The organism is Aeromonas sp. sif2433 (assembly GCF_019218705.1).
Lineage (GTDB): Bacteria > Pseudomonadota > Gammaproteobacteria > Enterobacterales > Aeromonadaceae > Aeromonas > Aeromonas encheleia.
Genome location: NZ_JAHUXD010000006.1, coordinates 1 through 26,637, shown reverse-complemented (window position 1 = coordinate 26,637; position 26,637 = coordinate 1). Strand labels below are relative to the sequence as shown.

Annotated in this window: 22 protein-coding genes and 1 pseudogene; 9 read left to right on the top strand and 14 right to left on the bottom strand. The window is 64.6% G+C overall.

Translation table 11 applies throughout. The features are described from left to right. Positions 1 to 79 precede the first annotated feature (79 nt). Both KW825_RS10600 and KW825_RS10595 read left to right on the top strand, forming a co-directional pair. Entirely contained in the window at positions 80 to 958 is an 879-nt protein-coding gene (locus tag KW825_RS10600) for a pirin family protein (protein WP_218329189.1), read from the top strand. A 133-nt stretch (positions 959 to 1,091) separates the two neighbouring features. Beyond that, positions 1,092 to 1,400: a hypothetical protein gene (locus KW825_RS10595; protein WP_218329188.1), complete on the top strand. Its 309-nt coding sequence runs from the start codon at positions 1,092 to 1,094 to the stop codon at positions 1,398 to 1,400. Between the two features lie 164 nt (positions 1,401 to 1,564). On the opposite strand, the gene KW825_RS10590 is transcribed toward KW825_RS10595, so the two are convergent. From KW825_RS10590 to KW825_RS10575, 4 genes are all read right to left on the bottom strand, one after another. Continuing rightward, positions 1,565 to 2,425 carry a PA4780 family RIO1-like protein kinase gene (locus tag KW825_RS10590; protein ID WP_218292152.1) on the bottom strand — a complete coding sequence of 287 codons (861 nt, stop codon included), beginning with the start codon at positions 2,423 to 2,425 and terminating at the stop codon, positions 1,565 to 1,567. A gap of 208 nt (positions 2,426 to 2,633) precedes the next feature. Further along, a complete protein-coding gene (locus KW825_RS10585; RefSeq protein ID WP_218329187.1) occupies positions 2,634 to 3,629 on the bottom strand; it encodes a lauroyl-Kdo(2)-lipid IV(A) myristoyltransferase in 996 nt (331 codons plus the stop codon). Between the two features lie 152 nt (positions 3,630 to 3,781). Continuing rightward, a complete protein-coding gene (locus KW825_RS10580; protein ID WP_218329186.1) occupies positions 3,782 to 4,771 on the bottom strand; it encodes a lipid A biosynthesis (KDO)2-(lauroyl)-lipid IVA acyltransferase in 990 nt (329 codons plus the stop codon). A gap of 265 nt (positions 4,772 to 5,036) precedes the next feature. Next, complete coding sequence (locus KW825_RS10575) at positions 5,037 to 6,026, bottom strand: TDT family transporter (RefSeq protein ID WP_042653770.1); 990 nt, start codon at positions 6,024 to 6,026, stop codon at positions 5,037 to 5,039. A 103-nt stretch (positions 6,027 to 6,129) separates the two neighbouring features. Here KW825_RS10575 and KW825_RS10570 point away from each other — a divergent pair, with 103 nt between their 5' ends. Further along, positions 6,130 to 7,044, top strand: coding sequence for a LysR substrate-binding domain-containing protein (locus KW825_RS10570; RefSeq protein ID WP_218329185.1), 915 nt, complete (start codon positions 6,130 to 6,132; stop codon positions 7,042 to 7,044). 69 nt (positions 7,045 to 7,113) lie between these two features. On the opposite strand, the gene KW825_RS10565 is transcribed toward KW825_RS10570, so the two are convergent. From KW825_RS10565 to KW825_RS10555, 3 genes are all read right to left on the bottom strand, one after another. Next, the gene (locus KW825_RS10565) at positions 7,114 to 8,115 is read right to left on the bottom strand and encodes a Gfo/Idh/MocA family protein (protein WP_218329184.1); all 1,002 of its coding nucleotides are present in this window, start codon (positions 8,113 to 8,115) and stop codon (positions 7,114 to 7,116) included. A 21-nt stretch (positions 8,116 to 8,136) separates the two neighbouring features. Beyond that, a complete protein-coding gene (gene nfo / locus KW825_RS10560; protein WP_218329183.1) occupies positions 8,137 to 8,982 on the bottom strand; it encodes a deoxyribonuclease IV in 846 nt (281 codons plus the stop codon). A 197-nt stretch (positions 8,983 to 9,179) separates the two neighbouring features. Further along, a complete protein-coding gene (locus tag KW825_RS10555) occupies positions 9,180 to 11,204 on the bottom strand; it encodes a glycoside hydrolase family 3 protein (protein WP_218329182.1) in 2,025 nt (674 codons plus the stop codon). 228 nt (positions 11,205 to 11,432) lie between these two features. Here KW825_RS10555 and KW825_RS10550 point away from each other — a divergent pair, with 228 nt between their 5' ends. Beyond that, positions 11,433 to 12,443 (top strand): AraC family transcriptional regulator, encoded by a 1,011-nt coding sequence (locus KW825_RS10550; protein ID WP_218329181.1) that lies wholly within the window; start codon positions 11,433 to 11,435, stop codon positions 12,441 to 12,443. Here the strand turns inward: KW825_RS10550 and KW825_RS10545 are convergent. Further along, positions 12,423 to 13,346 (bottom strand): LysR family transcriptional regulator, encoded by a 924-nt coding sequence (locus tag KW825_RS10545; RefSeq protein WP_218329180.1) that lies wholly within the window; start codon positions 13,344 to 13,346, stop codon positions 12,423 to 12,425. The two genes, KW825_RS10550 and KW825_RS10545, sit on opposite strands and share 21 nt — an antisense overlap. 127 nt (positions 13,347 to 13,473) lie before the next feature. Here KW825_RS10545 and KW825_RS10540 point away from each other — a divergent pair, with 127 nt between their 5' ends. Further along, entirely contained in the window at positions 13,474 to 14,232 is a 759-nt protein-coding gene (locus KW825_RS10540) for an SDR family NAD(P)-dependent oxidoreductase (protein ID WP_218329179.1), read from the top strand. Between the two features lie 112 nt (positions 14,233 to 14,344). Here the strand turns inward: KW825_RS10540 and KW825_RS10535 are convergent, their stop codons facing one another. Then, a complete protein-coding gene (locus tag KW825_RS10535) occupies positions 14,345 to 15,778 on the bottom strand; it encodes a glycoside hydrolase family 1 protein (RefSeq protein WP_218329178.1) in 1,434 nt (477 codons plus the stop codon). Between the two features lie 147 nt (positions 15,779 to 15,925). Here KW825_RS10535 and KW825_RS10530 point away from each other — a divergent pair, with 147 nt between their 5' ends. Then, complete coding sequence (locus tag KW825_RS10530) at positions 15,926 to 16,822, top strand: LysR family transcriptional regulator (RefSeq protein ID WP_218329177.1); 897 nt, start codon at positions 15,926 to 15,928, stop codon at positions 16,820 to 16,822. A 208-nt stretch (positions 16,823 to 17,030) separates the two neighbouring features. Beyond that, entirely contained in the window at positions 17,031 to 18,608 is a 1,578-nt protein-coding gene (locus KW825_RS10525) for a sensor domain-containing diguanylate cyclase (RefSeq protein ID WP_218329176.1), read from the top strand. A 16-nt stretch (positions 18,609 to 18,624) separates the two neighbouring features. Here KW825_RS10525 and KW825_RS10520 read toward each other — a convergent pair whose 3' ends face one another. The 3 genes from KW825_RS10520 to fdhD all read right to left on the bottom strand — a co-directional run bounded on the left by KW825_RS10520 (position 18,625) and on the right by fdhD (position 23,091). Then, entirely contained in the window at positions 18,625 to 19,755 is a 1,131-nt protein-coding gene (locus tag KW825_RS10520; protein WP_252994344.1) for a hypothetical protein, read from the bottom strand. Positions 19,756 to 20,030: 275 nt separating this feature from the next. Beyond that, positions 20,031 to 22,322 carry an FdhF/YdeP family oxidoreductase gene (locus KW825_RS10515; protein ID WP_218329175.1) on the bottom strand — a complete coding sequence of 764 codons (2,292 nt, stop codon included), beginning with the start codon at positions 22,320 to 22,322 and terminating at the stop codon, positions 20,031 to 20,033. Continuing rightward, entirely contained in the window at positions 22,306 to 23,091 is a 786-nt protein-coding gene (fdhD, locus tag KW825_RS10510; protein ID WP_218329174.1) for a formate dehydrogenase accessory sulfurtransferase FdhD, read from the bottom strand. The genes KW825_RS10515 and fdhD overlap by 17 nt, the downstream gene beginning before the upstream one ends. A gap of 160 nt (positions 23,092 to 23,251) precedes the next feature. Here fdhD and KW825_RS10505 point away from each other — a divergent pair, with 160 nt between their 5' ends. Continuing rightward, entirely contained in the window at positions 23,252 to 24,145 is an 894-nt protein-coding gene (locus KW825_RS10505) for a LysR family transcriptional regulator (protein WP_042653712.1), read from the top strand. A 112-nt stretch (positions 24,146 to 24,257) separates the two neighbouring features. Here the strand turns inward: KW825_RS10505 and KW825_RS10500 are convergent, their stop codons facing one another. Together KW825_RS10500 and KW825_RS10495 are read right to left on the bottom strand one after the other, a co-directional pair. Next, on the bottom strand, positions 24,258 to 24,644 hold the full coding sequence (locus tag KW825_RS10500; RefSeq protein ID WP_218329173.1) for a hypothetical protein: 387 nt from the start codon (positions 24,642 to 24,644) through the stop codon (positions 24,258 to 24,260). 76 nt (positions 24,645 to 24,720) lie between these two features. After that, complete coding sequence (locus KW825_RS10495; RefSeq protein WP_218329172.1) at positions 24,721 to 26,106, bottom strand: FAD-binding oxidoreductase; 1,386 nt, start codon at positions 26,104 to 26,106, stop codon at positions 24,721 to 24,723. 281 nt (positions 26,107 to 26,387) lie between these two features. On the opposite strand from KW825_RS10495, the pseudogene KW825_RS10490 reads away from it, so the two are divergent. Further along, positions 26,388 to 26,637: pseudogene (locus KW825_RS10490) on the top strand (IS1595 family transposase); the annotation flags it as partial.

The window sequence follows — 26,637 nt, the reverse complement described above, 5'->3', positions numbered from 1 at the left end:
CCTGACCCATCCCTCTCGGCGAGCGTGAGGGATACACTATCCTGATGCAGCAGGATCACCGCCCAGCAAGGAGCACGACATGGAACAACAGTGGCAACGCATTCCCTCCCGCCTCACCGACGTGGGCGGCATCCCGGTGGCCCGCGCCATCCCGGTCAAAGAGCGGCGCACCATAGGCCCTTGGTGTTTTCTCGACCACATAGGGCCGACCCGTTTCGCTCCCGGGGATGCGGGTCTGGACGTGGGACCCCACCCTCACATCGGTCTGCAGACCTTCACCTGGATGCTGGCTGGGGAGATCTTGCACCGCGACAGCCTGGGGCACGAGCAACTTATCCGCCCGGGGCAGGTCAATCTGATGACCGCCGGCCACGGCATAGTGCACACCGAGGAGTCGGTGGCGGGCCACCCCGATCTGCATGCCGCCCAGCTCTGGATCGCCCTGCCCGAGGCGGACAAGGATACCCGCCCCCGCTTCGATCACTACCCCGAGCTGCCCAGCTGGCAGGAGGGCGAGACCCGCTTCACCCTGCTGATCGGCGACTATCAGGCCCGCAGCGCGCCTACCCTTTGCTTCTCCCCCATCCTGGGGCTGGACCTGCACAGTCGCCAGGCGCAGCGCCTGCGGCTGGCGCTCGATCCCGCGTTCGAGCACGGCCTGTTCGCCCTGCAGGGTCAGGTCAGCATCGCCGGGGAGCCCCTCGCCCCCGAGCAGCTCATCTACCTGCCGCCGGGTGAGCAGAGCCTGGAGGTCGAGCTGGCGGCCGGCGCCCGGTTGCTGCTGATCGGCGGCGAGCCCCTGACCCAGCCGCTGCAGATCTGGTGGAACTTCGTGAGCTTTGACAGGGAGGAGATCCGCAGCGCCGCCGAGGATTGGGCGCACGGCCATCCGCGCTTTGGCAAGGTCGCCGGCTACCCGGGACCACCCCTCATCGCCCCGCCGCTGATCGGGCTCTGATCCCGGCGAGGCAGGCATGTCGTAACGGCATATATCTACAAAAAGCTGCCCGCAGACCCGCTTACCCGCATTGGCACAGGCCGTTTACACAAAGCAGGTGGCGGGCTCTCTCGGTGAGTACCAAGGATTGTTTATGGATTTATCTCCCTTCTATCACGCCAGCGCAGCGGTCTCGATACAGGCTCTGATCGGATATCGTCTGAGGCACTGGGGATATGGCGGCCTCATTGGGTGCATATGGTTTGTGGCACGGGAGCAGACACAGGCGGAATACAGGTGGATAGCGCTGTTCGGCCAGGGGCGGAGGGCCAACATGCCCTGGTGGGGCGGATTCGATCCCAGAGTCTGGGAACTGGGGAGTGTTCTGGATTTTCTGGTGCCGATCGTCTTGTGTACGCTGGTGTTTGTGATTGCGCGCCGCGCCAATCGGCTGGTTTGCTGACCCGACTTGTTCAGTGGGCTCAGGCTCCCGGCTGGGTCCGCCGTTTAAACGAAGAGGGGCACATTGCCCCTCATCATTATTGCAGTACCCTTCCACAACCAGCCTGCTAAAGACCGGCACCCCAACACAGGGGGTGTAGGCAGAGGGAGCACCTCAAGTTCGCATCAGAACTCCTCTTCCTGCTCGGCCTTCATGCGGGCACGGCGTTCCATCGCCTCCTCCTCCGCACTCTCGATCTCGTGCAGCACGGCACTGAGATCGATGGCCTCGGTGCTCTCCTCGAACAGACCGGTCAGCTCGCTCTCCGGGCTGAGCTTGCCATCTTCAAACAGCGCCCACATCTCCTTGGCGTAACGGGTCTGGAGCAGCTCCGGCGCGTACATGCCGTAGTAGTTGCGCATGTTGTTGACGTCCCGCTCCAGCATCGCCTTGGCCTGGTTGTTGGCGGCGGCGTCCACCACCTGGGGCAGATCGATGATGACGGGGCCCTGGGCATCCACCAGCACGTTGAACTCGGAGAGATCCCCGTGGATGAGGCCGGCGCAGAGCATGCGCACCACGTAGCGGATCACCTTGGCGTGATCGGCCAACGCCTGCTCGGGGCTGAGGGCCACGTCGTTGAGGCGGGGCGCCACATTGCCCTCCTCGTCGGTGATCAGCTCCATCAGGAGCACGCCATCGAGGCAGACATAGGGCTTGGGCACCCGCACGCCGGCGGCGGCCAGCTTGAACAGAGCGTCCACCTCGGTGTTCTGCCACACCTCTTCGTGCTGCTTGCGACCGTACTTGGAGCCCTTCTCCATGGCGCGGGCGCTGCGGCTGTTACGCACCTTGCGCCCTTCCTGATACACCACGGCCTGTTTGAAGCTGCGTTTGGCCGCCTCTTTATAGACTTTGGCGCAGCGGATCTCGTCGCCGCAGCGCACCACATAGACGTCGGCTTCTTTGCCGCTCATCAGCCGGCTGATGACATCGTCGACCAGGCCGTCATCAACCAGAGGTTGGATTCGATTTGGAATTTTCATGACCGCCCTTTTACCTTATTTGCACCTTGTTTGCACCTTGTTTGCGTAGGACAAGACAGTCCGGCGCAGCCTCGTTTTTCCATCCCATATCCCCGTGGCGTCGCTATCCCCCGCCTCTTCCCGTCCGGACCGGCCGGAGGGCGCAGAAAATGGCGACAAATGAGACACTATCGTGCCCGCCAAGCCACCTTTGTGAGGGCCGCACCGGTCAGGGCTCGGGGGGCAGCCCCTGCCGGATACGCCGGATCCCCTCTTCATAGAGGCCGTCTTCCCCCTCCTGATGCTCCTGGGTCTCGAAGATCTTGAGAAACCACATGTACTGCTCCGGGAAGCGGCTGAGCTGCCGCTCCACCATACGGTTCATGGCATTGACGTCCGTCACCAGATCCGCCGTGGGATAAGGGTCGAAGGGCGGCTCCACCTCCAGCCGATAGCAGCCTTCATCCTCGTCATAACAGGCCAGGATGGGCACCGCCCTGGCACCGGTCAGCTTCACCAGCTTGGGCAGGGCCGGCAGGGTGGCCTTGGGGTGGCCGAAGAAGGGCACGAACAGGCTCGCCTCGCGTCCATGATCCTGATCCGGCAGGTAGAAGAAGCTGTCCCCCCCGCGCAGGGCCTTGATGGCGGGCTTGATGCCGACGCTGCGCTCATACACCCGCCCGCCCTTGCTGCGCTCGCGGTTGATATACCAGTCGAACACCAGATCCTTGGGGCTCTTCATCATGGTGCAGAGGGGCACCCCCTCATCGGTCAGGTAGCGACCTATCATGTCCACCGCCCAGGTGTGGGGCACCACCAAGATCATGGGGCGTCCGGCGGCCAGCTCGGCCTCTATATGCTCCCAGCCACGCACCTTGATGCGACTCTTGAGGAAGGTCTTGCCGCGCCAGGTGAGCTCGCCAAAGCCCATGAAAGTCTTGAGGCCGACCCGGATGGACTTGAGCAACAGCCGCTTGCGCCCGGCCGCATCCAGTGCGGGGAAGCAGATCTTGAGGTTGGTCTCGGCGATATAGACTTGTTTCTTGGAAAACCGCAGCAGCACGGGCGCCAGCCCGTCGGCCAACCTGTCCCGCCAGCGGGCCGGCGTCCAGGCCAACAGGGAGAGCAGGCCGAGTGCCAGCCAGCTTCCCCACAGACGCGGGTGCAACAGGCGCGGATGAAATGAGGTGTCGAACACCGGATCTTGTGAGGACATGGTCGCCATCGAATCATCAAAACAGAGGGTTATTTTAGTGATCCTGACATTTTTTTCTACTCCAAGGCCGCCCAGAGCCGCCGCCAAGTCACTGATCAGACTAGTTAGAAATAAATAATGGCCCACTTGGGGCCATTCGCAACTGCGCATTAAGCTGGGGTTCAGGGATGGGGCGAGAGCCCACGGCGAATGCGCCGGATCCCCTCTTCGTAGAGGCCATCCGGCCCCTCCTGCCCCTCGCGGGTATCGAAGATCTTGAGGAACCACATGTACTGACCGGGGTGACGGGTCAGCTGCCGCTGCACGCAATCGTTCATGCGACAGGTGTCGGCCAGCAGATCCTCGCTCGGGTAGTCGGCGAAGGGGGCCTCTATCTCCAGCTTGTAGCAGTGCGCCGCCTCGTCATAGCAGGCCAGCACCGGCACCGCCTTGGCGCCGGTCAGCTTCACCAGCCGTGGCAGGGCCGGCAGGGTCGCCTTGGGATAGTCGAAGAAGGGGGCAAAGATGCTCGCCTCGCGGCCATGATCCTGATCCGGCAGATAGAAGAAGCTCAGGCCGGATTTGACCGCCTTGATCACCGGCTTGATGCCGGCGCTGCGCTCATAGACGCGGCAGCCATTCTTGGCCCGCTCGCGGTTGATGTGCCAGTCGAACACCGGGTTGCGGGCGCTCTTCATCATGGTGCACATGGGCACGCCACGCTGGGAGAAGTAGTAACCCGCCGCATCGATGGGCCAGCTGTGGGGCACCACCAGGATCACCGGTCGGCCGGCGGCCTGCTCCGCCTCTATGTACTCCCAGCCGCTCACCTGGATGCGTTTCATCAGGTATTCTGGGCTGCGTACCGTGAACTCGCCGAAGCCGAGCAGGCTCTTGAGGCCGACCCGGATGGAGGCCATCAGGATGGCGTCCCGCTCGGCCTCGCTCTTCTCCTTGAAGCAGATGGCGAGGTTGGTCCTGGCGATATAGACCTGTTTCTTCGAGATCTTGAGCACCAGCGGCGCCAGGGCGTCGGCCAGCCTGTCGCGCCAGCGCGGCGGCACGAAGGCGAACACGCCGAGGGCACCCAGGGCCAGCCAGCTCGGCCAGTAACGGGGATGCAGCAAACGGGGCTGAAAAGAGGAGTCAAAAACGGGATCTTGGGAGGACATGGATACTATCGAATGATGAAAATGGGCAATTGTGGCAATCCTGACAGGTAATACCAGTTAAAGCTATCTTAATGTCACCTGAATCATCGGCTTCCTGATCCCGCTCACGCCTCTGGCCAAGGGGCCTGGCGCCCCTCCCCCGAGGGCGGACCTCTCCCGCTCAGAAAAGCAACTCAGCCGGCCATGTACAATGCAAAACACCCCGCATGAGGGGGTGTTTTGCCGATGACAAGATTGGACGGTCAGCCTAAGTCCGACAGCGCCCTCAGCGACGCGCCAGAGGCGGGTTCGCCACCGTCATGCGCGCCTGGCCCAGGGGCAGGAAAAACATCAGGTAACGCAGCGCCACGTAACCGACGATCAGGGTCGCCACACCGAGCTCGACATAGGCCAGCCGGGTGATCTGCGCCGCATAGTGCGCCGCCTCAGGCCACTGCGCCAGCAGGTGAGCCACCTTGAACAGGGCGGTGGCACCTATCACCAGCGGGAAGGTGAAGGCGGCAAACCCTGGCGAGAACGGCAGACGCAGCAGCTTGACGAAGGCCAGGTAGATGATGCCCGTCATCAGGAGTGCTATCCCGAGCAGGGTGGCCACCAGCAGCAGCGACGGATCCTGGCTCACGGTCAGGTAGCCGGCCAAGGAGAGGCTGGCGGGGGCGGCCAGGATGGCGATGGTCGGCTTGGCGGCATCCGGCACCTCGTGGCTGAAGATGAGGCGATAGAGCATCAGCGGCAGCATCAGGCCGTAGCAGATCATGCCGAACCAGAGCAGACCGTTGGCCAGCCCGGCGAAGGGGCCGCCCGGATAGGCGACGTCCGCCACTATGATCCCGACCGGCGGCACGAACCAGCTCGGCACCATGTGATGGAGCTCGAACGCCTTGGCCCGGTGCCAGATGAAGGTGGCCAGGAACAGCAGGTGCAGCACCACAGCGAACAGCCAGAGCCCCTGGCCGAGCGCCGGCGCCAGCAGCCCGACGGCCTTGGAGACCACCATGGTGGCCATGGCATAGGTGGGCACCACGCTGCCGACCACGGGGTGGGCCAGATCCTGCCACAGCAGCCGCGGGTGCAGCACAAACTTGCAGGTGAGGATCAGCAGCAGGGCCGCGGCGATGGCCCCGCCCAGCAGTTGCAGGCGACCATCGAACTGACCGGCGTTTTCCCAACACCAGCCGAGGCTGGCGATCCCGAGAGCCAGCCCTGCCATGGGGGTCGGGGCGGCGGCCAGGGAGCGGCGGGTTCTTGCGATCATGTCTGATACCCTCTTATTGATGACGATGTGCATAGGATAATGAGGGTCTATCGTTTACGATATCTAAATGAATTGAATTAAGCGTTCAGGAAAACCAAACAATATGAAGCTGACCCTGCAACAACTCAAGGTGTTCGCCACCATAGCCCGCCATGGCAATCTGGGGCTGGCGGCGGGCGAGCTCTGCCTGAGCAAGGGCGCCGTCTCCCAGTCGCTTCAGGAGCTGGAGCGCCAGCTCGCCACCCCGCTGTTTGACCGGGTGCATCCCCGGCTGCAACTCAACAACGAGGGGCGCCTGCTGCAGCCGGCTGCCGAGGAACTGTTGACCCGGATGCAGGAGATAGAGCAGCTGTTTCGCCCGGATGCCGAGCCCAGCGGCCAGCTGCGGCTCGGTGCCAGCCAGACCATAGGCAACTACCTGCTGCCGAGCCTGCTGGCCGACAGTGCCCACGAGCTGGGGCTGCCCCCCAGGGTGACCATCGCCAACACCCATCTGCTGTGCCATGCCCTCGCCAACTTCGAGCTGGATCTGGCGCTGATCGAGGGAGAGAACCATCACCCGGATCTGGTGACCGAGCCCTGGCTCGAGGACGAGATGCTGATCATCGCCCCGCCAGACCACCCCCTTGCCACGCATGCCGCCCTCTCCCCCGAGCGGCTCGACGGTGAAACCTGGGTGCTGCGCGAGCCCCAGTCCGGCAGCCGCGAGCAGTTCGAGCAGCAGCTCCAGCCCAGGCTGCCGCACTGGCGGGCGGGGCTCGAGCTCAACACCCTGGAGGCCGTCATGCTGGCGGTGGAGCATGGCCTCGGCCTCTCCTTCGTCTCCCGGCTGGCGGTGGCGGATCGGCTGCAGAGCGGCCGCCTGGTGGCGCTCTCCCTCAGCCAGTCCTTCCCCCGCCGACTCTCCCTCATCTGGCACAAGCAGAAGTACCACTCCGCCGCCCTGCGCCGCTTCCTGGCATTTTGCCGCAGCCAGCAGGGCCCTGAGCTGGCGCGAGCCGGCACTCCGACGCCCTGATAACCCCATGACGAAGAGGGCGCCGTGGCGCCCTCTTTTATTCGGTCAGACAGGATGGCTCCGAGCCACTCAGCGCCCGATCTGCAGCCCCGCCTCGACCCAACCCAGCACCCGGCGGCTCAGGGCCTGGGGCAACCAGGGGGAGTCCAGCAGCCCCTGGCGGACGCAATCGGCGAAGTGATCCGCCTCATGCTGCATGCCGCCCCCCAGCACCGGCAGGTGAATATCCTCAGGCCAATGGTCAAGGGGCCCGGCGGATAGCAGGCGAACATGCTGCGGGTTCCACCACTTGCCCTCCAGTACCAGCTCCCAGCGCTCTCCGTTCACATCTCCGCTCAGATAGGCACTCTTGTCGAGCTCCTCGACTATGGAGGCGCCGAGTTCGGCCGCAAGGGGCCCGTTAAACACGAAGTGCGCCGCGAGATCCACCTCCCCCTCGGCCCGCACCAGACGCAGCTCGGGCTCTCCCGCCGCCAGCCCCAGTCGCTCACAGAAGGCGGCATAGAGCCAGAGCGGATAGACGCCGACGTCCCAGCCGGCGCCACCGTCCAGGCCAGGATCAAACAGCTTGCCGCCGCGCTCCTGCACCGAGCCGAACGCCGCCCGCAGCGAGCGGGGAGCGGGCAAGGCGGGCAGCCGCGCCAGCAGGGCGCGCATGGCCGGGAAGCACATCACCTTCATGGCCTCGAGCAGCAGCAGGCCACGCTCATGGGCGAGCGCCACCAGCGCATCCCAATCCGCCACCCGGGTGACGGCGGGTTTTTCCACCAGCACGTGCTTGCCTGCCAGCAACATCTGCCTGATCAGCCCGGCATGCTCCGGGTGGATCACCGCCACATAGACGGCATCGACCTCGGTGCTCTCGGCCAGCGCCTGGTAGCTGCCATAGGCCAGCGCCAGCCCCTGCTCCCGGGCAAACGCGTTCGCCCGCCCCTGATCACGGGCGGCGATCGCCACCACCCGGCCCGCGCCGGCGTGCAGGTTCACATCCTGGCAGAAACGGCGCGCTATGGCCCCCGCCCCGGCGATGCCCCAGCGCAGTGGCGCCCCCGTCAGTTCCTCTGTTTGCATCCGTTCTCTCTCCTGCACCGGTTATGCCTTGGCCAGACTGCGCAGCCAGCGGATCTCGTCACCCCAGATCGTCTCATCTATGGTCTCCAGGATCAGCGGAATGCCGTCGAAGCGCGCATCGTTCATGATGTGGTGGAACACCGCCTCCCCCAGATTCCCCTGCAGCAGGCTGTGGTGACGGTCGACCCGGCTACCGAAGGTACACTTGGCACCGTTGATGTGCATCCCCTTCAGGTACTGAAAACCCACGATGCGATCGAAATCCGCAAACACCTGGGCACAGCTCTCGGCGCTGCGCAGATCGTAGCCGGCGGCGAAGGCGTGGCAGGTGTCGAAACAGATGCCGACCCGGCTCTTGTCTTCCACCCCGTCGATGATGGTGGCCAGGTGCTCGAACGACCAGCCGAGGTTGGTGCCCTGCCCGGCGGTGTTCTCGATCACGGCGCTGACCCCCTGGCTGCGCTCCAGCGCCCAGTTGATGGACTCGCTCACCAGTTTCAGGCTGACGGCCTCGGGGATCTGCTTCAGGTGGCTGCCGGGATGGAAGTTGAGGTAGCAGAGGCCAAGCTGCTCGCAGCGCTTGAGCTCGTCCAGAAACGCATCCCTGGACTTGGCCAGGGCATCGGGGTCGGGATGACCCAGATTGATGAGGTAGCTGTCGTGGGGCAGGATCTGCTCGGGGCGAAAGCCCGCCTTGTCGCAGGCCTGTTTGAAGGCGCGAATGCTGGCCTCGGAGAGCGGCGCCGCCTGCCATTGGCGCTGGTTCTTGGTGAACAGGGCGAAGGCATTGGCCCCGATGGCCTGCGCGCGGGCGATGGTGTTTTCCACCCCGCCGGCCGCACTGACGTGGGCTCCGATAAATTTCATAACATCTCCTCTGCACTGTGAACCGTCATCAGGCAGACCCGCGCCAAGCTGAACGTCCGATGCGGCGTCTCATGGGGTCTGCGTTGTGAGGCGCCATTATGCCCAAGCCCCCCGCCCGCGCCAAACCGGGATTGTCGATGGCCACCATAGAAAAGGCGCCCGCAGGCGCCTCGTTCAGGGTGGTGGTCAGTCATGACTCAATAGTCAAGCCCGGCACCATAGGGGTAGAGCGGGCTGGCAGAGTCGCTCGCCACATCCGACTGCTGGTTCAGCACCGCCTGCCAGCTGGAGGGCAGCTCGAACGGCAGCTTGCCCCTGGCCTTGGCCTTGCCGCTGATGACGTCGAACAGCGCCTGATCCAGGGCACCGAAGTTGGCCAGCAACACCTGGGCCGCAGGGGCCACCTCGGTCAGGATGGCGGGCCTGTCCAGATAGACCGACAGCACCAGCGGCACCCCGGCCTGCTCGATGGCCTGGATGGCGGCCAGCTCGTCCGCCCCATGGTAGACCCCCTCATGGGCGGTCTCCTGCTCCACCTGATCGCTGCTGGCGAAGCCAAGCTGACCGAAGTGGATGCTGCCAAACGGGAAGCGGGGATCCTGCTCGCCGGGGGCATTGACCCTAGCGATGGCGAGATCGGCCTGGGCCAGATCCGTCACCACCGTATAGCCATTGGCCGTCGCCACCTCGGCATTGACGTTATGGAGATAGACCCGTTTGCCCTCGGCCTTGAGTGGCAGCAAGGCGCCGTCATTCTTCAGCAGCACGTGGGCCGCCGCCTGCGCCGCCTGGGCCTCCTGCTGGAAGGCGCTGTTGCCGACCAGGGTCACCGCCGCCTGGGCATCGACGTAGGGGTTCTCAAACAGCCCCAGTGCGAACTTCTGCTCGAGGATGCGCAGGGCCGAGTTCGACACCGCCGCCTCGGTCACCAGACCCGCCTGCACGGCCGCCAGCAGGGGGGCCGGATCCTCCACCCCACCGAACTGATCCACCCCGGCGGCGATGGCCTTGGCGTAGCGCTGGGCCTTGGTCAGGTTCTCCACCCCCCAGGACATGCCAAAGGGCACAGTCCATGGGCTGACGCCGGCCGCCACCTCCTCCTGACTCAACCCCTCCTCGCAGCGGGCGTTGCAGTCGTTGACTATGCCCCAGTCGCTGAGCACCACCCCCTCGAACCCGAAGTGGCCCCGCAACAGCTCGGTCAGGATCTGGCGGTTGAAGCCAAAGCCCACCTCCTCGATGGCCTGTCCCTCATGGGTCAAGCCCTCCGGCAGGGCATAGTAGGGCATGACAGCCCCCACCTTGGCCTCGAAGGCCCCTTCGAAGGGCACCAGATGGTAGGCGAACTGACCCCCCGGATAGACCTGCTCCTTGCCCCAGGGGTTGTGGGCATCCAGTCCGTCCTTCTGCGGGCCGGCCCCGGCGAAGTGCTTGACCACGGTGACGACGCTCTGCGGGCCTATGCCGTCACTCCCCTGCTGGAAGCCCTCGATGTAGGCCTTGACCAGGGACTTGGCGAGCTGGTTGTTCTCGCCGAAGGTGCCGTTGATGCGGCCCCAGCGCGGCTCGGTCGCCAGATCCGCCTGGGGTGACAGGGCCTCCTGGATCCCCACGGCGCGGTACTCCTGGCGGGCGATGTCGCCGAAACGCTGCACCAGGGCGGCATCGCCGATGGCGGCGAGACCCAGTGTCTCTGGCCACTGGGAGAAGGCGCCGGCGCCGATGCTGGTAGCGTTGGGATCATGAGTGAAATGGTTGCGCGGATCTGTGCTGACCGTCATCGGGATGCCGAGGCCCACCCCCTCCAGCAGCGCCTGCAGCCGGTTGTTGTCCTCGGCGATCGCCGCCGGATCGCCGGCCATGCGGGTGATGAAGGTGTTGACCCCATCACTCTTCAGCATCTTGTCCATGGCGGCCAGATTGACCCGCCCCTCCCCGTCCAGCACCAGGGTGCCGTGCATCATCAGCCCCGCCTTCTGGGCCAGGGTGAGTCGCGCCACCAGATCCCGCGCCCGCTCGTCGGCACCGAGGCGCCAGTCTTCATAGGGGGTCAGGTCGCCGCTGGCATCCAGATCCTTGAATTGCAGGCCATCCTGCTCGATCAGTGCCGCCGAGCGGTGCCCCAGGTCGGGTTGCTCGGGCTTGGGGGTGGAGTCGTTGTCATTGTTGCACCCGGCCAGCAGCAGGGCGCCTATGGTCAGGGCGAGACGGTGGTATTTCATTATTGTGACCTTCCATGTGTGTAGGTCAGGCCACTGTATGGAAAAGCCAGCCCCTTCACTTGCCCGACGGGTGCAGGAAATTGCCCGCTGGGAGCAGCATGCAAAACTGTGAAAAGGGTTGCAGGATTACGCTTGGTTACAAAATTGAAACAATTAACCGCACCTGGGTCACAGCAATTTGTTGCCGGTGCTGGATCATGGTGGGCCACCGCCGACAAGGATTTCGCCGTGAAGACAGTCTCCAACCGGATAGCCCAGCACTGCCTCGCCCACTGGCAGACTCAGGGGCGGGATCCGGCCCAGCTCCTGCTCGCCGCCGGGATAGCCAGAGAAGAACTGCAACTGCCCCAGGGCAGGATCGATGCCCAGCGCCACTTCCGGCTGCTGGCCCAGGTCGCCCCCCATGCGGATCTCGCCCGCGGCTGGGCGCCCCCCTCGCTGACCGGGCTGTTTGCCGACTTCCTGCCCCTGGCCAGCCTCTGCTGCAACGCCGCCACCCTGCGCCAGGCGCTGCACTTCTTTCTCTCCTACCGCCCCCTGATCGGCGAGTGCGACCGGATCCTCCTGCGGGAGGAAGATGGACAAGCCAGGCTCAGCTACCATTCGGAGTCCGCTCACCCGGACGTGATCGCCATCAGCAGCCTGGCCAACCTCTGCCACCTCTATGCCCTGCTCCAGTTTTACCACCCGGGGCAGGGCCAGCTGGTGCTGCCGACGCCGGTGCGCCCCAAGCTGTGGCGCGAGCTGGCCGCCTGGCTGGGAGGGCGGCTGCAACTGGGAACGGGCTTTGAGCTGCGCTTCCCCGCCGCCCTGCTCGATCTCGCCTATGCCGGCCACAACCTGGCCCTGCAGCCCCTGCTGCTGGGGGAGCTTGGCAACCAGATGAGCCTGCTCCACCCGCCGACCCGCTACCGTGAGCGGGTGCTGGAGCTGATCCGGCTGCGGCTCTGGCAGGGGGACGGCGAGCCCCACCGGCTGCTCGGCGAGATCTGCGAGACGCTCAAGCTGACCCGCTGGACCCTCAATCGTTACCTGCGCGAGGAGGGCTGCCACTTCTCGGCGCTGCTGGATCAGGTCAGACGGGAGGAGGCCTGCCGCCTGCTGCAGGATCCCGGCCTGCAACTGCAGGAGGTGGGTGGACGACTCGGCTTCGCCAGCCAGAGCAGCTTCAGCCGCTTCTTCAAGGAGGCCTTCGCCCAGTCCCCCAGTCAGTACCGCTCAAGGCGCAGCCGCGCCTGACTCGGTGGCCAGGGCCGTCTCGAGCAACTCTGCCAGCCAGCGGATGAACAGCTGCACCCTGGGGGCCAGCTGGCGACGATGGGCATAGAGGGCGTGAATGGGCAGCGGCGGCGCCTGCCACCGAGGCAATATAGTCACCAGCTCGCCGCTGCCCAGCAGTGGCTCCACCCCGACCCGCGGCATCTGGATGATGCCAAGCCCCGCCCGCGCCGCCGCGAGATAGGATTCGCTGTCGTTGACCGTGAGCGCCCCCGCCATGGGCAACAGGGCGCGGCTGCCATCCTCGGCCAGGTACTCGAAACCGGGCTCGCTGCGCCCCAGCCCGGTGCCATAGTGCACCAGCCGGTGACGGCTCAGATCCGCCAGGCTTTGGGGCAGCCCGTGGGCGGCCAGGTAGCCGGCGCTCGCACAGTTGATCTGGCGATACTGGCCGAGGGGGCGCGCCACCAGGCTGGAGGACTCCAGCGCTCCGACCCGCACCACGCAGTCAAAGCCCTCGCGCACCAGATCGACCCGCCTGTCCGTGCTGCTCAGCATCAGCTGCAAGGCGGGATGAGCCGCCAGCAGGGCGGGCAGCGCCGGGATCACCAGATGGCGCGCCATCCGGCTCGGCATGTCCACCCGCAGTTGACCCGAGATCTGCCCCTCCTGACGAAACAGGCCGCCGAACTCCTCCATGTCCGCCAGCAGATCCCGGCAGCGGGCGTAGCAGAGCTGACCGTCCGTGGTCAGCTGCACCCGCCTCGTGGTGCGCTGCAGCAGGCGGGTGCCCATTCGCTCCTCCAGCCGGCGGATGGCGGCGGAGAGGGTCGCCTTGGGGATCCCGAGCTGCTCGGCACTGCGGCTGAAGCTCTCGAGCTCGGCGACCCGCATGAAGAGCCTCATCTCATCCAGTTGATCCATGGGCTATTATCCTTTCAAACGGAACAGTGCATTCATTATCACCCTCTTTATCCCGCATGAAAGCACCAATAGAGTGAAGAGGTAAGTTCAACACACCCTCTTACATCCCCCAGACAGGAGTCACACCATGACCAGATCCATCGCCCTCATCACCGGCGCCAGCCGCGGCCTCGGCAAACACGCGGCCCTGGCCCTCGCGGCCAAGGGGGTCGATCTCATCATCACCTACCGCAGCCAGGCCGACGAGGCCGCCGCCGTGGTGGCCCAGGCGCGTGCCCTCGGGGTACAGGCCCACGCCCTGGCACTGGAGGTGGGCGAGAGCGCCGGCTTCCCGGCCTTCGCAGAGGAAGTACGCCAACTGCTCGCCCTGGAGTGGCAGCGCACCCAGTTCAACTTCCTGGTCAACAACGCCGGCATCGGCATTCACGCCAGCTTCGAGCAGACCACTGAGCAGCAGTTCGACACCCTGCTCAACATCCACCTCAAGGGGACCTTCTTCCTGACCCAGCAGCTGCTGCCGCTGATCATGGACGGCGGGCGCATCCTCAACCTCTCCACTGGTCTCACCCGCTTCGCTCTGCCGGGTTACGCCGCCTACGCCGCCATGAAGGGGGGGATCGAGGTGCTGAGCCACTATCTGGCCAAAGAGTTGGGTCCGCGCGGCATCGCGGTCAACGTGGTGGCCCCCGGCGCCATCGAGACCGACTTTGGTGGCGGCGCCGTGCGTGACAATCCGGCCCTCAACGATTTCGTGGCGAGCCAGACAGCCTTGGGCCGGGTCGGCCAGCCCGACGACATCGGCGGCGTCATCGCCGCCCTGCTCTCCCCGGACAGCCGCTGGATCAACGCCCAGCGCATCGAGGCCTCCGGCGGCATGTTTATCTAGGTCTCTTTCGCCGCAGTCACTTGGTTCCAGCAGCCAGGCACAAACACAAAAGGCCCCCGAGGGGGCCTTTTGACATGGCGGCAAGGGGAATACCTCCCCGCTCAGGCGAGCCTTATAGCGTCTTGCCGCCGGAGGCGATGACGCTCTTGTACCAGTGGAAGCTCTCCTTCTTGATGCGGCGCAAGGATCCGCCCTGCTCGTCGCGCTCCACATAGACGAAGCCGTAGCGCTTCTGGTAGCCGTTGAGCCAGCTCAGGATGTCGGTGAAGGACCAGGCGCAGTAGCCGAGCAGCTCGACCCCGTCCTGCAGCGCCTCCTGGCAGGCCTTCAGGTGACTGCGCAGGTAGGCGATGCGGTAGTCGTCGTGCACCCGGCCGTCCGCGGTCAGCTTGTCAAACTCGCCGAGGCCGTTTTCGGTGATCATCAGCGGCAGGCCGTAGCGGGACGAGAGACGGCGCAGGGCGATGCGCATCCCGGTGGGATCGATGGCCCAGTCCCAGTTGCTGGTCTCGAGGTGCGGGTTCGGGGTGGTCTTGTAGAGACCCGGCACGCCGCTGGACGGCGTGGTGCCCTTCTGGCCCGTGGTGTTGATGCGCTGCATGGTCTGGCCGCCGATCGGGTTGTCGGTGAAGGTCAGGGTGTAGTAGTAGTTGACCCCTATGTAATCCGGTGTGCCTTCCCGCAGCAGCTCCAGATCCCCCGGCAGGATCTCGGGCGCCTCACCGGTCTCCCTCAGATAGGCAAGCGCCGCCTGGGGATAGCGACCGAAGCAGTAGGCATCCAGCCACCAGAGGTTGGTGAACTCCTCGGCATTCTCATAGGCCAGCATGTCGCTGGGGGCGCAGGAGGCCGGATAGGCCGGCGAGTAGGCGAAGCTCGGGCCTATCAGACCGCCCGGCACGTGCTGGCGGAACGCCTTGATGACCCGGGCGTTGGCCAGAAACGCGATGTGGTTGGCGGCGAAGAAGCGCTTCCTGTCCTGCACCGCGGGCGGATGGGTGCCGAGCTGATAGGCGTTGGTCAGGTTGTAGTTCTGCTCGTTGAGGGAGACCCAGTACTTCACCTTGCCGGCGAAGCGCTGATAGAGGGTGACGCAGTAGCGCTCGAAGTCGTCGATGATGCGTCTGTCTTCCCAGCCGCCGTACTCTTCCTGCAGCGCCTGGGGCAGATCCCAGTGGTAGAGCGTCAGCACCGGCTCGATGCCGTGGGCGATCAGGCTGTCGATGAGCCGCTCGTAGAAGGCCAGCCCCGCCTCGTTCACCTCGCCCCGACCGGTGGGGAAGATGCGCGGCCAGCTCACCGAGAAGCGATAGGCCTTGAGCCCCATCTCGGCCATCAGCGCCACGTCCTCTTCCACCCGATGATAGTGATCGACGGCCACGTCGCCGTTGCTGCCCTCAAAGGTCTTGCCCGGCAGCTTGGTGAACAGATCCCACACCGAGGGGCCCTTGCCATCGGCGTCCCAGGCCCCTTCGACCTGATAGGCGGCGGAGGCGGCGCCCCAGAGGAAGTCCGCGGGGAAGTCATTGAACTTGGGGTGATGCATCTGGCTTGTCTCCTGCTGCTTGAAACCTGAGTGCCTTGGCAACCTGGGCACCCTGAATGAATTGGCACAAGCATCGAACAGTTCTAGAATTCCGTCCAATGACAATTTTGACCATTCAACATTCCACACAGGAATGAAGGAGCAGCGATGGAGCTGAGAGACCTGAAGGCCTTCGTCACCCTGGGGGAGGTATTGCACTTTGGCCAGGCGGCGGCGCGCCAGCACATCACCCAGTCGGCCCTGAGCAAGCAGATACGGCGGCTGGAGGCGGAGTTTGGCGGCGAACTGTTCGAGCGCAACGCCAGCAGCACCCGGCTGACCCTGCTCGGGCGGGCACTCTATGCGGATGCCTGCGCCCTGGTGGCGCAGAGCGAGCAGCTCGGCCGCACCGCCCGCGACGTGCTGGCGGGCAGCGGCGGCAGCCTGCGCATCGGCTTCGGGGTGGCCACCAAGCTGCTGGTGCCCGCCGCCATCGCCCGCTTTCGGGCGACCCGCCCCCGGGTGAATATCGAGCTCAACGATCTCTCCACCCATCACCAGCTGATGGCGCTCGCCGAGGGCAAGCTGGATCTCGGCTTCTGCCGCCTGCCCGCCCCCAGGGGCTGGCACTTCCTGCCGGTGGTGCGCGCCCATTTCGTCGCCGTGCTGCCCGCCAGCTACCGCGGGATAGGCGGCTTTGCGGATCTGGTGGACAAGCCGCTGGCCATCTTGCGCCGGGACAAAGCCCCCTCCTTCCACGATCAATTCGTGCACTACCTGGCCCAGAGCGGGCTGCGTTTTCGCGACATCCAGTATGTGAACGACTTCGCCGCCGGCATCGCCACCGCGGCGGCGGGCATCGCCTGGACCCTGGTGCCCTCCTCCACCACCATAGAGCACCCGGACGTGATCGCCCTGCCGCTCATGGAGCCCGAGGCGAGCTGGATCATCGGCCTCACCCGCCCGCCCCAGGGCGACAACCCGCTCATCGACGCCTTCTGGCAGACGGTGGCCGAACTCGGGGATCCCGAGCTCCGAGACGCCACCCCGGCTCAGGGCCGATAGCGTAGCGGCCGGCCTCGCTGCACAAGGCGGTGCTCGACGGCTGAACGGGGGATGGATTCGGGATGAAAGAGGCTCGGGTGGCCAGAAAGCGCTGGGCGCCATGGGCGCGCCGCCTGATTAGCAGTAGCTTTTCGGCAGACAAGCCCATTAGAATCTCCCCATCGACCCCGGCGCTCGATGCGCCGCCCGACAAGGATCCCTGTCCCCCATGCCACCTCACTGGCTGCTGAAATTCGATTTGCACCGCCTCATCTTGGCCCTGGCCGTCCTCGGCGTGCTGGCCACCTTTGGCAACAGTTTCTACGCCGTCCACCAGGCCCAGCGACAGCTGCTGATCGCCAGCACCCTGGAGGCCAACCGGGTCTATGCCGCCAAGCTGGCCGCCTCCGCCGATGCCATGCTCCAATCCGCCCAGGGGCAGCTGGCCTACAGCGCCTCCCTGCTGGCGCCGTTGCTGCAGGCCAGGGACCTGGGGGGCCTCGACGAGGAGGTCAGCCGCCTGCGCCTGCAGACCAACACCTTCAACTCGGTGGTCATCGTCAACCGCGACGCCACCATAGTCGCCGTCTCCCCCGAGACGCTGCAGCTCAAGGGGGCCAAGCTCAGCTCCCCCATCTCCCGGCAAGCCCTCAGCCTGCAGCAACCGCTGATCTCGGACCCCTTCGTCTCGCTCTCCGGCAACTACCTCATCAGCCTCTCCTACCCGGTGTTTGCGGCCGATCAGCGCTACCTCGGCTACGTCGCCGGCACCATCTACCTGCAGTCGGCCAGCATCCTCTCCAGCATGCTGGGCCAGCACTACTACCAGGATGGCTCCTACCTCTATGTGGTCGATCGGGAGAAGACGCTGATCTACCACCCGGATCCCCAGCGCATCGGCCAGAAGATCGAAGACAATCAGGTAGTTGACGAGGTGCTGAACGGGCAGCAGGGGGCGCTGAGTGTGATCAACTCCGGGGGCACCGACATGCTGGCCGGCTTCGCACCGGTTGCCAGCGCGAGCTGGGGCATAGTCGCCCAGCGCCCGCGCAGCGCCACCCTGGCGGGGCTCGACGAGCAGTTGTCCGGCGTGCTGATGCAGATGGTCCCCCTCACCCTCTTCATCCTCTTCGTCATCTGGCTCTCGGCGACCTTCATCTCCCGGCCGCTGCGCCAGTTGGCCAACCGGGCCAGGCTGATGGATCAGCAGGAGGCGATTTCCAACATCGCTGGCATCCGCGCCTGGTACTTCGAGGCGGCCCAGTTGAAGCAGGCCATCCTCAAGGGGCTGGGCCTGCTCAATACCAAGATCGACAAGTTGCACAACGACAGCCACACCGATCCCATGACCGGGCTCCTCAACCGGCGGGCGATGCAGCAGATGCTGGATGAATATCAGGCCGAGCGCCGGGCCCTGTCCGTCATCGCGCTGGACATCGATCACTTCAAGGCCATCAATGACAACTTCGGTCACGACGTCGGGGATGAGGTGATCATCGCCCTGGCCGGCCTGATGCAGCAGGAGATCAGGCCGGATGCGGCCCTGTTCCGCAGCGGCGGTGAGGAGTTTCTGTTGCTGCTACCCGGGGTCTCGCTGTCGCAGGCCCAGGCGATTGCCGAGCGGCTGCGGCTGAAGGTGGCGGCCCATGAGATGGCCAGGGTGGGACGAGTCACCCTCTCCCTCGGCGTGGCGCATTGGCCCGAACATGCCAGCGCCACCCTCGGGGAGGTGCTCAAGTGTGCGGACAAGGCGCTTTATGAAGCCAAGCACCAAGGCAGGAATTGCGTGGTGGTGGGAATGTGTTGATGGGCGGGGCCCAGCGTCAGAAGCTGTAACCCATCTTCAGATAGATGCCCGAGTTGTCGTCCTTGCCCATCGCATACTCGAGGTTGGCGACTATGCCCGCCTCCGGCTTGAGCAGATACTGGACCCCCGCCCCCCAGGCGGGATAGATGTTGTCACTGTCGGAGCAGTCCAGTGACTCACCGTTGACGGCGTCGCCGTAGAGGCAGGCCACCCCGGCGAAGGCGGTGAGGGTCCAGCGATCCGCCAGCTTGTAGCGCTCCTCGACCTCGACCGCCGACATGTTCTGGGCCAGGTACTCGCCCGGGGTGTAGCCGCGCAGATAGATGGGGGAATAGGAGCCGCTCGGCGCGTCGTGCGAGAACTGGTTGCGATTGCGCCAGGCGAGCACGTTACCCTCCCCGTGACTCCAGTAGCCCCGGTAGTCGACCCGGTAGATGTCGAAGTCCTGCTCTCCCCCCAAGCCCTCCCGATAGGCCAGGTTGTTGACGTTGAGGTACCAGCCCTTGGTCGCGCTGAAGTCGCTGTCGCGAGAGTCATGCTGCACCACCAGCCCGAGCCCCCCCGAGGTGAAGCCCTCCAGTCCCAGCTCGTCGAGGATCTGATCCGACTGCGGATCCTGACCCTGCATCTCGTAGTTGGAGTACGCCGCCATGCCGCCGACGAACCAGTCCCCCTCCACCCGGTACAAGTAACGGAAGAAGGCGGAGCGGAAGTTGTCGTTGGTCTCCAGGGCACGGCCGGTGCCGAGGTAGTCCTCGTAGCTGTTGTTGATGTCGCCGGAGATGATGCCGCCGACGATACGGTGGTGATCCGCCCCGAACGAGGTCTTGGCGAAGGCGCTGGCGATCAGGGACTCGGAGGTGGTGTACTTGGCCGAGAGGGTGAACAGCGACGGACGCGACTCTTCATCGAACTGATGCAGATAACCCACCATCAGGCCCGCCGCCGTGTCCAGCTTGGGGCTGGAGCTCAGCAGCGGCACGAACAGCCAGGGGGAACGATCGGCCTTCGCCGTCTCCTCGCTTTTCTTGCCATCCTGGCCGGCTTTCGCATCCTCGTTGGCGGGTTCTGCCGCATTCACGGGGGCCGCCGCCAGGGTCATGGTGAGGGCCAGGCCGGCCAGCAGAGGGGAGGTCGAGTTACGCATGTATGGGATCCGCACTGGGTCACGCGCGGTACTGCGGTGGCGCTGGGCCACCCAGCTTCGCAGGCGCGTTCCGTATTCAGGTTGCCGGCCGCTGACATTCGTCACGGGCGACCGGGAAAGGGGGGCAAGCATATCGGCAAGCCCGGACCCCAGCTACCCAAAGATGGTTAGCCGTACAATCGCCATACAGCTTCGGCGCACACTGGGTTAGCACGAACGCCAGAGATGAAAAAACCCCTGCCGATGGCAGGGGTCGAATGGGAAGGTGCAACAGGCTACAGGTTGACGGCGAGGCTGGCCGGCGCCCTGGTCGGGCTCACCAGCACGGGGATGGACTTGGAGGTCGGGGTGAAGGAGCCCTCGCCTATGCTCTCGATGGCGACCAGCGGGTTGGTCTCCGGGTAGTAGGCGGCGATGTTGCCCCGCGGGATCTCGTAGAAGATGACGCTAAAGCCGCGCACCACCCGTTCGCGCCCGTCGTTGCAGATGGCGGCCATGTCCACCTGTTGCTCCTCGGCCAACCCGAGCGCGCGGGCATCCGCCTCGTTCATGAACACCACGTTGCGCCGCCCCTTGATGCCGCGGTAGCGATCGTCCATGCCGTAGATGGTGGTGTTGTACTGATCGTGGGAGCGCAGACTCTGCAGCAGCAAGACCGGCTGATCCAACATCTGCTCGGCGTGGCGGGTGCAGTCGGGCAGGATGGAGTCCGGCAACCGGCTCGGCCTGAACTCGGCGAGGCCGCTGCGGGTATTCCAGCGCAGCTTGGCCGCCGCGTTCTCGAGGTGGAAGCCGCAGGGCTCCTCGATGCGGCGATTGAAGTCGTCAAAGCCGGCGATGGTCTCGGCGATCAGATCCCGCAGCAGCCCGTAGTCATCGCGCAGGGCCAGCCAGTCGACCCGCTCGCTCCCCAGGGTGGCCTCGGCCATGCGGGCGACTATGTCGATCTCGGACAGGCAGAGCGGGGAGACAGGATCGTTCATGCCGGTCGAGGCGTGCACCATGCTGAAGGTGTCTTCCACGGTGATCTTCTGGATGCCGGTGCGCTGCCGGTCGAGCTCGGTGCGACCGAGACAGGGCAGGATCAGCGCATCCCGGGACACCATCAGGTGGCTGCGATTGAGCTTGGTGCTGATCTGCACGTTCAGCTCGCTGTTGCGCAGCGCCTCATAGGTGAAGTCGGTGTCAGGCGCAGCGGCCGCCAGGTTGCCCCCGAGGCAGACGATCATCTTGCTGTTGCCTGCGTGCAGGGCCTTGAGCGCCTCGTAGACGTTGTGCCCGGGCGTGCGCTTGAGCCCCGAAAAACGGCGCTCTAGCCGGTCGATGAAGGCCGCATTCGGCTTCTCGTTGATGCCCATGGTGCGGTTGCCCTGCACGTTGCTGTGGCCGCGCACCGGGCAGAGCCCCGCCCCCGGCTTGCCAATCTGGCCGCACATCAGGTGCAGGTTGACTATCTCGCGGATGGTGTCAACCGAGTGCTTGTGCTGGGTGATCCCCATGGCCCAGCAGCTGATCACGCTGTCGCTCTGGGCAAAGATCCTGGCCGCCTGGCTGATGGCGTCCCGGCCAAGCCCGGACTGGGCCTCTATCTGGGCCCAGTCGGTGGCCCGCACCTGCTCAAGGTACTGATCAAAGTACGCGGTATGCTGCTCGATGAAGGCGAGATCGATGCGTCCGCCCTCCTCCTCCAGGATGTACTTGGCCATGCCGCGCACCGCCGCCATGTCACCGCCCAGCTTGGGGGTCAGGTACTGGTGGCTGATGCGGGTGGCCGCCGGGGTCAGCAGCTCGGCCGGACTCTGGGGGCTGGCGAAGCGCTCCAGCGCCACCTCTTTGAGGTTGTTGAAGGTGACTATCTGGCAACCCTGGCGCGCCGCCTGGCGCAGTGCGTTCATCATGCGCGGGTGGTTGGTACCCGGGTTCTGGCCGAACACGAAGATCGCCTTGGCGACGTCGAAGTCCTCCAGCACCACAGTGCCCTTGCCCACCCCGACCGACTGGATCAGGCCGACGCCGCTCGCCTCGTGGCACATGTTGGAGCAGTCCGGGAAGTTGTTGGTGCCATAGAGACGGCCGAACAGCTGATAGAGGTAGGATGCTTCATTGCTCGCCCGCCCCGAGGTATAGAACTCCACCTCGTCCGGGCTGGCCAGACTCTGCAGCTTGGTGGCTATGATGGCGAAGGCCTCATCCCAGCTTACCGGCTCGTAGTGATCGCTGGCCGGGTTGTAGCGCAGCGGCTCGGTCAGACGGCCCTGATATTCCAGCCAGTAGTCGCTCTGGCTGGCGAGGCGGCGCACCGAATGCTCGGCAAAGAACGCGGCCCCCACCGTCTTGCCGGTCGACTCCCAGGCCACCGCCTTGGCGCCGTTCTCGCAGAACTGGAAGGCCCCCTGCTTGTTGTCACCCCAGGCACAGCCCGGGCAGTCGAAGCCATCGGTCTGGTTGACCCGCAGCAGGTTCTTGATGTTCTGACGGGTCTTCTGGCTGCGCAGCACCTGCTTGAAGGTGGATTGCAGGGAAGAAAATCCACCGGCCTTGGCTGGTTTCTCAATATGACTGGACATTGGGTTCTCCGATCTGGTCTGAGGGCCGGCCATGGGAATAGTAGACCGGGGCGTCAAACCTGGGCACATGAATGAGGTTCAGGTTGTATTTCAGGGCCAGTCGCACGGCGAGCTGGCTGGGGGATGCGAGGCTTATCAGGTGAGCGGCGCCAAATTGCACGGCCTTGTGAATGAGTTCGCTGCCGCAGCGGCTGGTGATGACCAGGGTGCTGGCGCGCACGGGCTGGCGCAACTGCATGCCGATGAGTTTGTCCAGGGCGTTGTGCCGGCCTATGTCTTCCCGGCAGGCCACTATCTCACCCTGCTCATCCAGCGCCAGTGCGGCATGGATCGCGCCGCTCTGGCGGGCCTTGCACTGCCAGGGGGCGATGCGCTCGCGCAAGTTGGCAAGGCTCACGGCCGCAGGTGGTGCCAGCGGTGCGAGAGGGGTCAGGGCGGGCAAGGCATGTTCGATGGCCTCGACCCCGCAGATGCCGCAGCCGGTGGCGCCGGTGAGGCGGCGCTTGCGCTGGCTCAGGGCGGCGAGGCAACGGTTGGCGATGGTCACATCGAGCACCATACCCTGCTCGGAGGGGGTGATCTGGATGTCGTGCACATCCTGATTGCCCGCGATGATGCCGTCGCCGAACAGGAAACCTATGGCGAAATCATCGAGATCGTCGGGGGTCACCATCATGACGGCATGGTTGATGCCGTTGATATTGACTGACAGGGCCGCCTCTTCCACCAGCTCGTCCAGCCTGGGCAACCATGCATTGAAAGGGTCCATACGACACGCTTAAAAATGTATCCGAGAACCAAGTTTAGAGAAGTCATGGCGGCAAAACCAATGAAACAAATCTATTCACCAATAGAACAATCCTATTGCAGACGGAGGCTCGATTGATTAAGTTTGTCGCCCATTCATGGTACCCATCCGCATAGCTTCAATGAATATCAATCAGTTACGCTACTTTTACGAGCTGGCCCAGCACCGCCACTTCGCCAGGGCGGCCAAGGCCTGCTTCATCACCCAGCCGACCCTGTCGGCCAGCATCACTACCCTGGAGAAATCCCTCGGCACCGAACTGGTGGTGCGCAACAGCCAGTTCGTGGCGCTGACCCAGGCCGGCGAGGTGGTGCTGCGCCACGCCGAGCGGATGCTGCTGGAGCAGGACTCGATGCGCCAGGAGCTGAGCCTGTTCAGCGGCGAGCTCAGTGGCGCCCTGCGCATCGGCATAGTGCCGCAGTCGAGCGTTGACATCATGCCGCTCATCAAGCGCTTCAATACCCTCTACCCCAACGTCACTCTGCGCCTGTCGGTGATGACCCACGGCACCCTGCTCGAGCAGCTGGACCTGCACCGGACCGACATCGGGCTCGGCTTTGACGAGCCGCTCACCGACGGCCAGCGCCGCTCCCTCGACGTGCAGCTGCGCCGCCCCAATCCGATGGCGGTGCTCAGCCCCCGGCCCGCGGCGGGCGGCACCGCCAACCAGGGCCCGTTGAAACTGGCCGATCTGCAACCCCTCCCCCTGATCCTGCCGAGCAGGACCATGCAGTTTCGCCACCATTTCGAGCAGGCCGCCGCCCGCCAGCAGCTGAGTTTCAAGGTGGTGCTCGAGACCGACTCCCTGTTCCACCTGGTCAATGCGGTGAGCCATGGTCTGGGCAGCGCCGTGGTCAGCGCCGGCATCGCCAGCACCGCCAACCAGCTGTTCAAGGTGCACTGCCAGCCGCTGGAGGACGCGACGGCGGGCACCACCGCCTTCATCACCCGCAAGCAGAGCGTCACCCCGGCCATGCGCGCGTTTCTCGATATGGCGGAAGTGGATGAGTCGTAATCCCTGAGGGGATTGTCTCATTTGAACGCGTTGGAGGGTCTGGAACTGGGGGAAATTCAGGGACCATCATCGCACCGATGATGGTCCTCTCGATTGAATAGTGAGAACTGACTCAGCTGCCCAGCTTGTGGAGCATGTGATCGATCACCTCACTGTGCTCGTGCTGCGGACTGAACAGAACGACCTCGGCGTCTTGACCGACCCTCACCGTGTGCCCGGGTGGCCAATAGAACAGATCCCCACCGCTGATCACCTCGCTCGAACCATCCCCATAGGTGACCGACAGTTCGCCCTGCAATACATAGCCCCAGTGCGGGGCCTGGCACAGATCGCCCTTCAGCCCTTGCAGCAGCGGTGCTATATCCGTGCCCGCGCCGAGGGAAAAATATTCGCCGCTGATCATGCCGTATCCGGTCGCGTCGCCAAATTCGGTCTGTTGCCGCGCGATGGCGCCCGGCACCTGGATTCTGACGGGTACGTCCTGCTTGGAAATACGCATCTGTACGCTCCTCGATGGTGGTTGTGGAGGTCGAATAACGATCTCAGGCTTAGGTTGCATGGCGCATGATCGCTGCTCATACCGGTTTGATGTTCTGGTTCATCCGGAAGAGGTTGGTCGGGTCGTACTTCTTCTTGATCTCCACCAACCGATCGTAGGTCGCACCGTAGGCGAAGGCGATGCGGTCGGTCTCGTCCTGGGTGAGGAAGTTGATGTAGGCGCCGCTGCTGGCAAAGGGTTGCGACTTGGTAAAGAACTCGCGCGCCCAGGCGATGCAGCGCTCGTCCTCGCCAGCCGACTCCCAGCGACCGTGCACGTTCATCACATAATTGGCATCCCGGCTCGAGTAAGCCATCGCCTCGGGCGCGACGCGGGCCGTCTGGCCGCCGATCGTGCCGATGAAGATCTCGCACTGGAGCGACGGCAACTTGCCGGCGTATTCGATGATGGCGTCGATCGCGCCGTCACTGAGCTGCGAGAAGTTGTGCGACTTCCAGTAGTTGCGCGCCCCCTTCGACAGGAGCGGATCGAACGCCTGCTGCCAGGCGACGTATGGCTGGACCCCGATGTGCTCGCCGAGCACGGTGCCAAACCCGCGCAGCGGTTCGATCAGCCTCTCCCCCTCTTTGGGATCGCCCGCATAGCACAGGGCGAGCGCGACCATCTCCTTGCCGTGCACGTCTTCGGGCAGGAAGGGCAGCGGAGGCGCCTTGCGCGTGACCATCCAGACGCTGAGCTCGTCCGGCATCGTCTCGGTGAAGCGGGCGAACCGCGTCAACACGAGCTTCGCCTGATCGAACGCAAAGACGATGAGCCCGCTCAGTACATCCGGCCCGACGGGATGGAGCTGGAACTCGAAGCGGGTGACGACACCGAAATTGCCACCTCCCCCCCGCAGCCCCCAAAAGAGATCCGCGTTTTCCGTTGCGCTGGCGTGCAGCCGACGGCCATCCGCCGTGATGACTTCCGCGGAGAGCAGGTTGTCGATGGTCATGCCGAACTTCCGGCTCAGCCAGCCGAACCCGCCGCCGAGCGTCAGGCCGGCCACTCCCGTGGTCGAGTTGATGCCCAGTGGCGTGGCGAGGCCGTGGGCCTGTACGGCCGCATCGACATCGGCGAGGGTGCAGCCGGGCTCGACGCTGGCCCGGCGAGTGGCCGGGTCCACTTGCACACTCTTCATCAATGAGAGGTCGATCATCAGGCCACCGTCGCACACGGCATTGCCCGCGATATTGTGCCCACCCCCTCGGATCGAGACGAGGAGGCTGTGTTTTCGCGCTAACTCGACGGCCTGCACGACATCTTCGGGCGAGGTACAGCGGGCGATCAGCGCGGGCTTGCGGTCGATCATGGCGTTCCAGATCTGGCGCACCTCGTCGTAATCCGCGTCTGCAGCAAGAAGCACCTCCCCCCGGAAGTGCGCTTTGAACTCGTCGATATTGGCATTTCGTAACGGCTTCATGGCGCCACCTTTTTGTTTGCACCTGACAACTGATTATGGTGCCCTTTCCCAAAGGTGCTCAGCTGATGGGCTGGAGTGGCAGCAATCTGTCATGACCCAAACCGAGGCGATCAGGAAGATGAGCGGCGGCTAAACGAATCTGTACGATCCACGGGCAGCCACCGTGTGTTCGCGCCCCTGCATGAGGATCTGGGTGATAAAGGGCCTTTACCAATGGCTCTGTCCCAATTACATGTTGAAAGGCTAACCTTGAAGTAGGTCATCACCCGAGGGCCGCCATCATGGATACCCAAGCCTTTCAACACCTGCTGTCTCTCTTCCCACAGCTCAGCTTGCGCCAGCGTCGCCTTGCGCAACATGAACTCACGACCCCCCATCCCATCACCTCGCTGGCCGCTCAACTTCCCGCTTGCCGATATTGCCCCCACTGTCAGGCCGAGGCCGCCCAATTGGCACCCTGGGGCTGGAGCCGAGGACTGCGCCGTTATCGCTGCAAGCAATGTCGGCGCACCAGTTCACTCCTCACCAAGA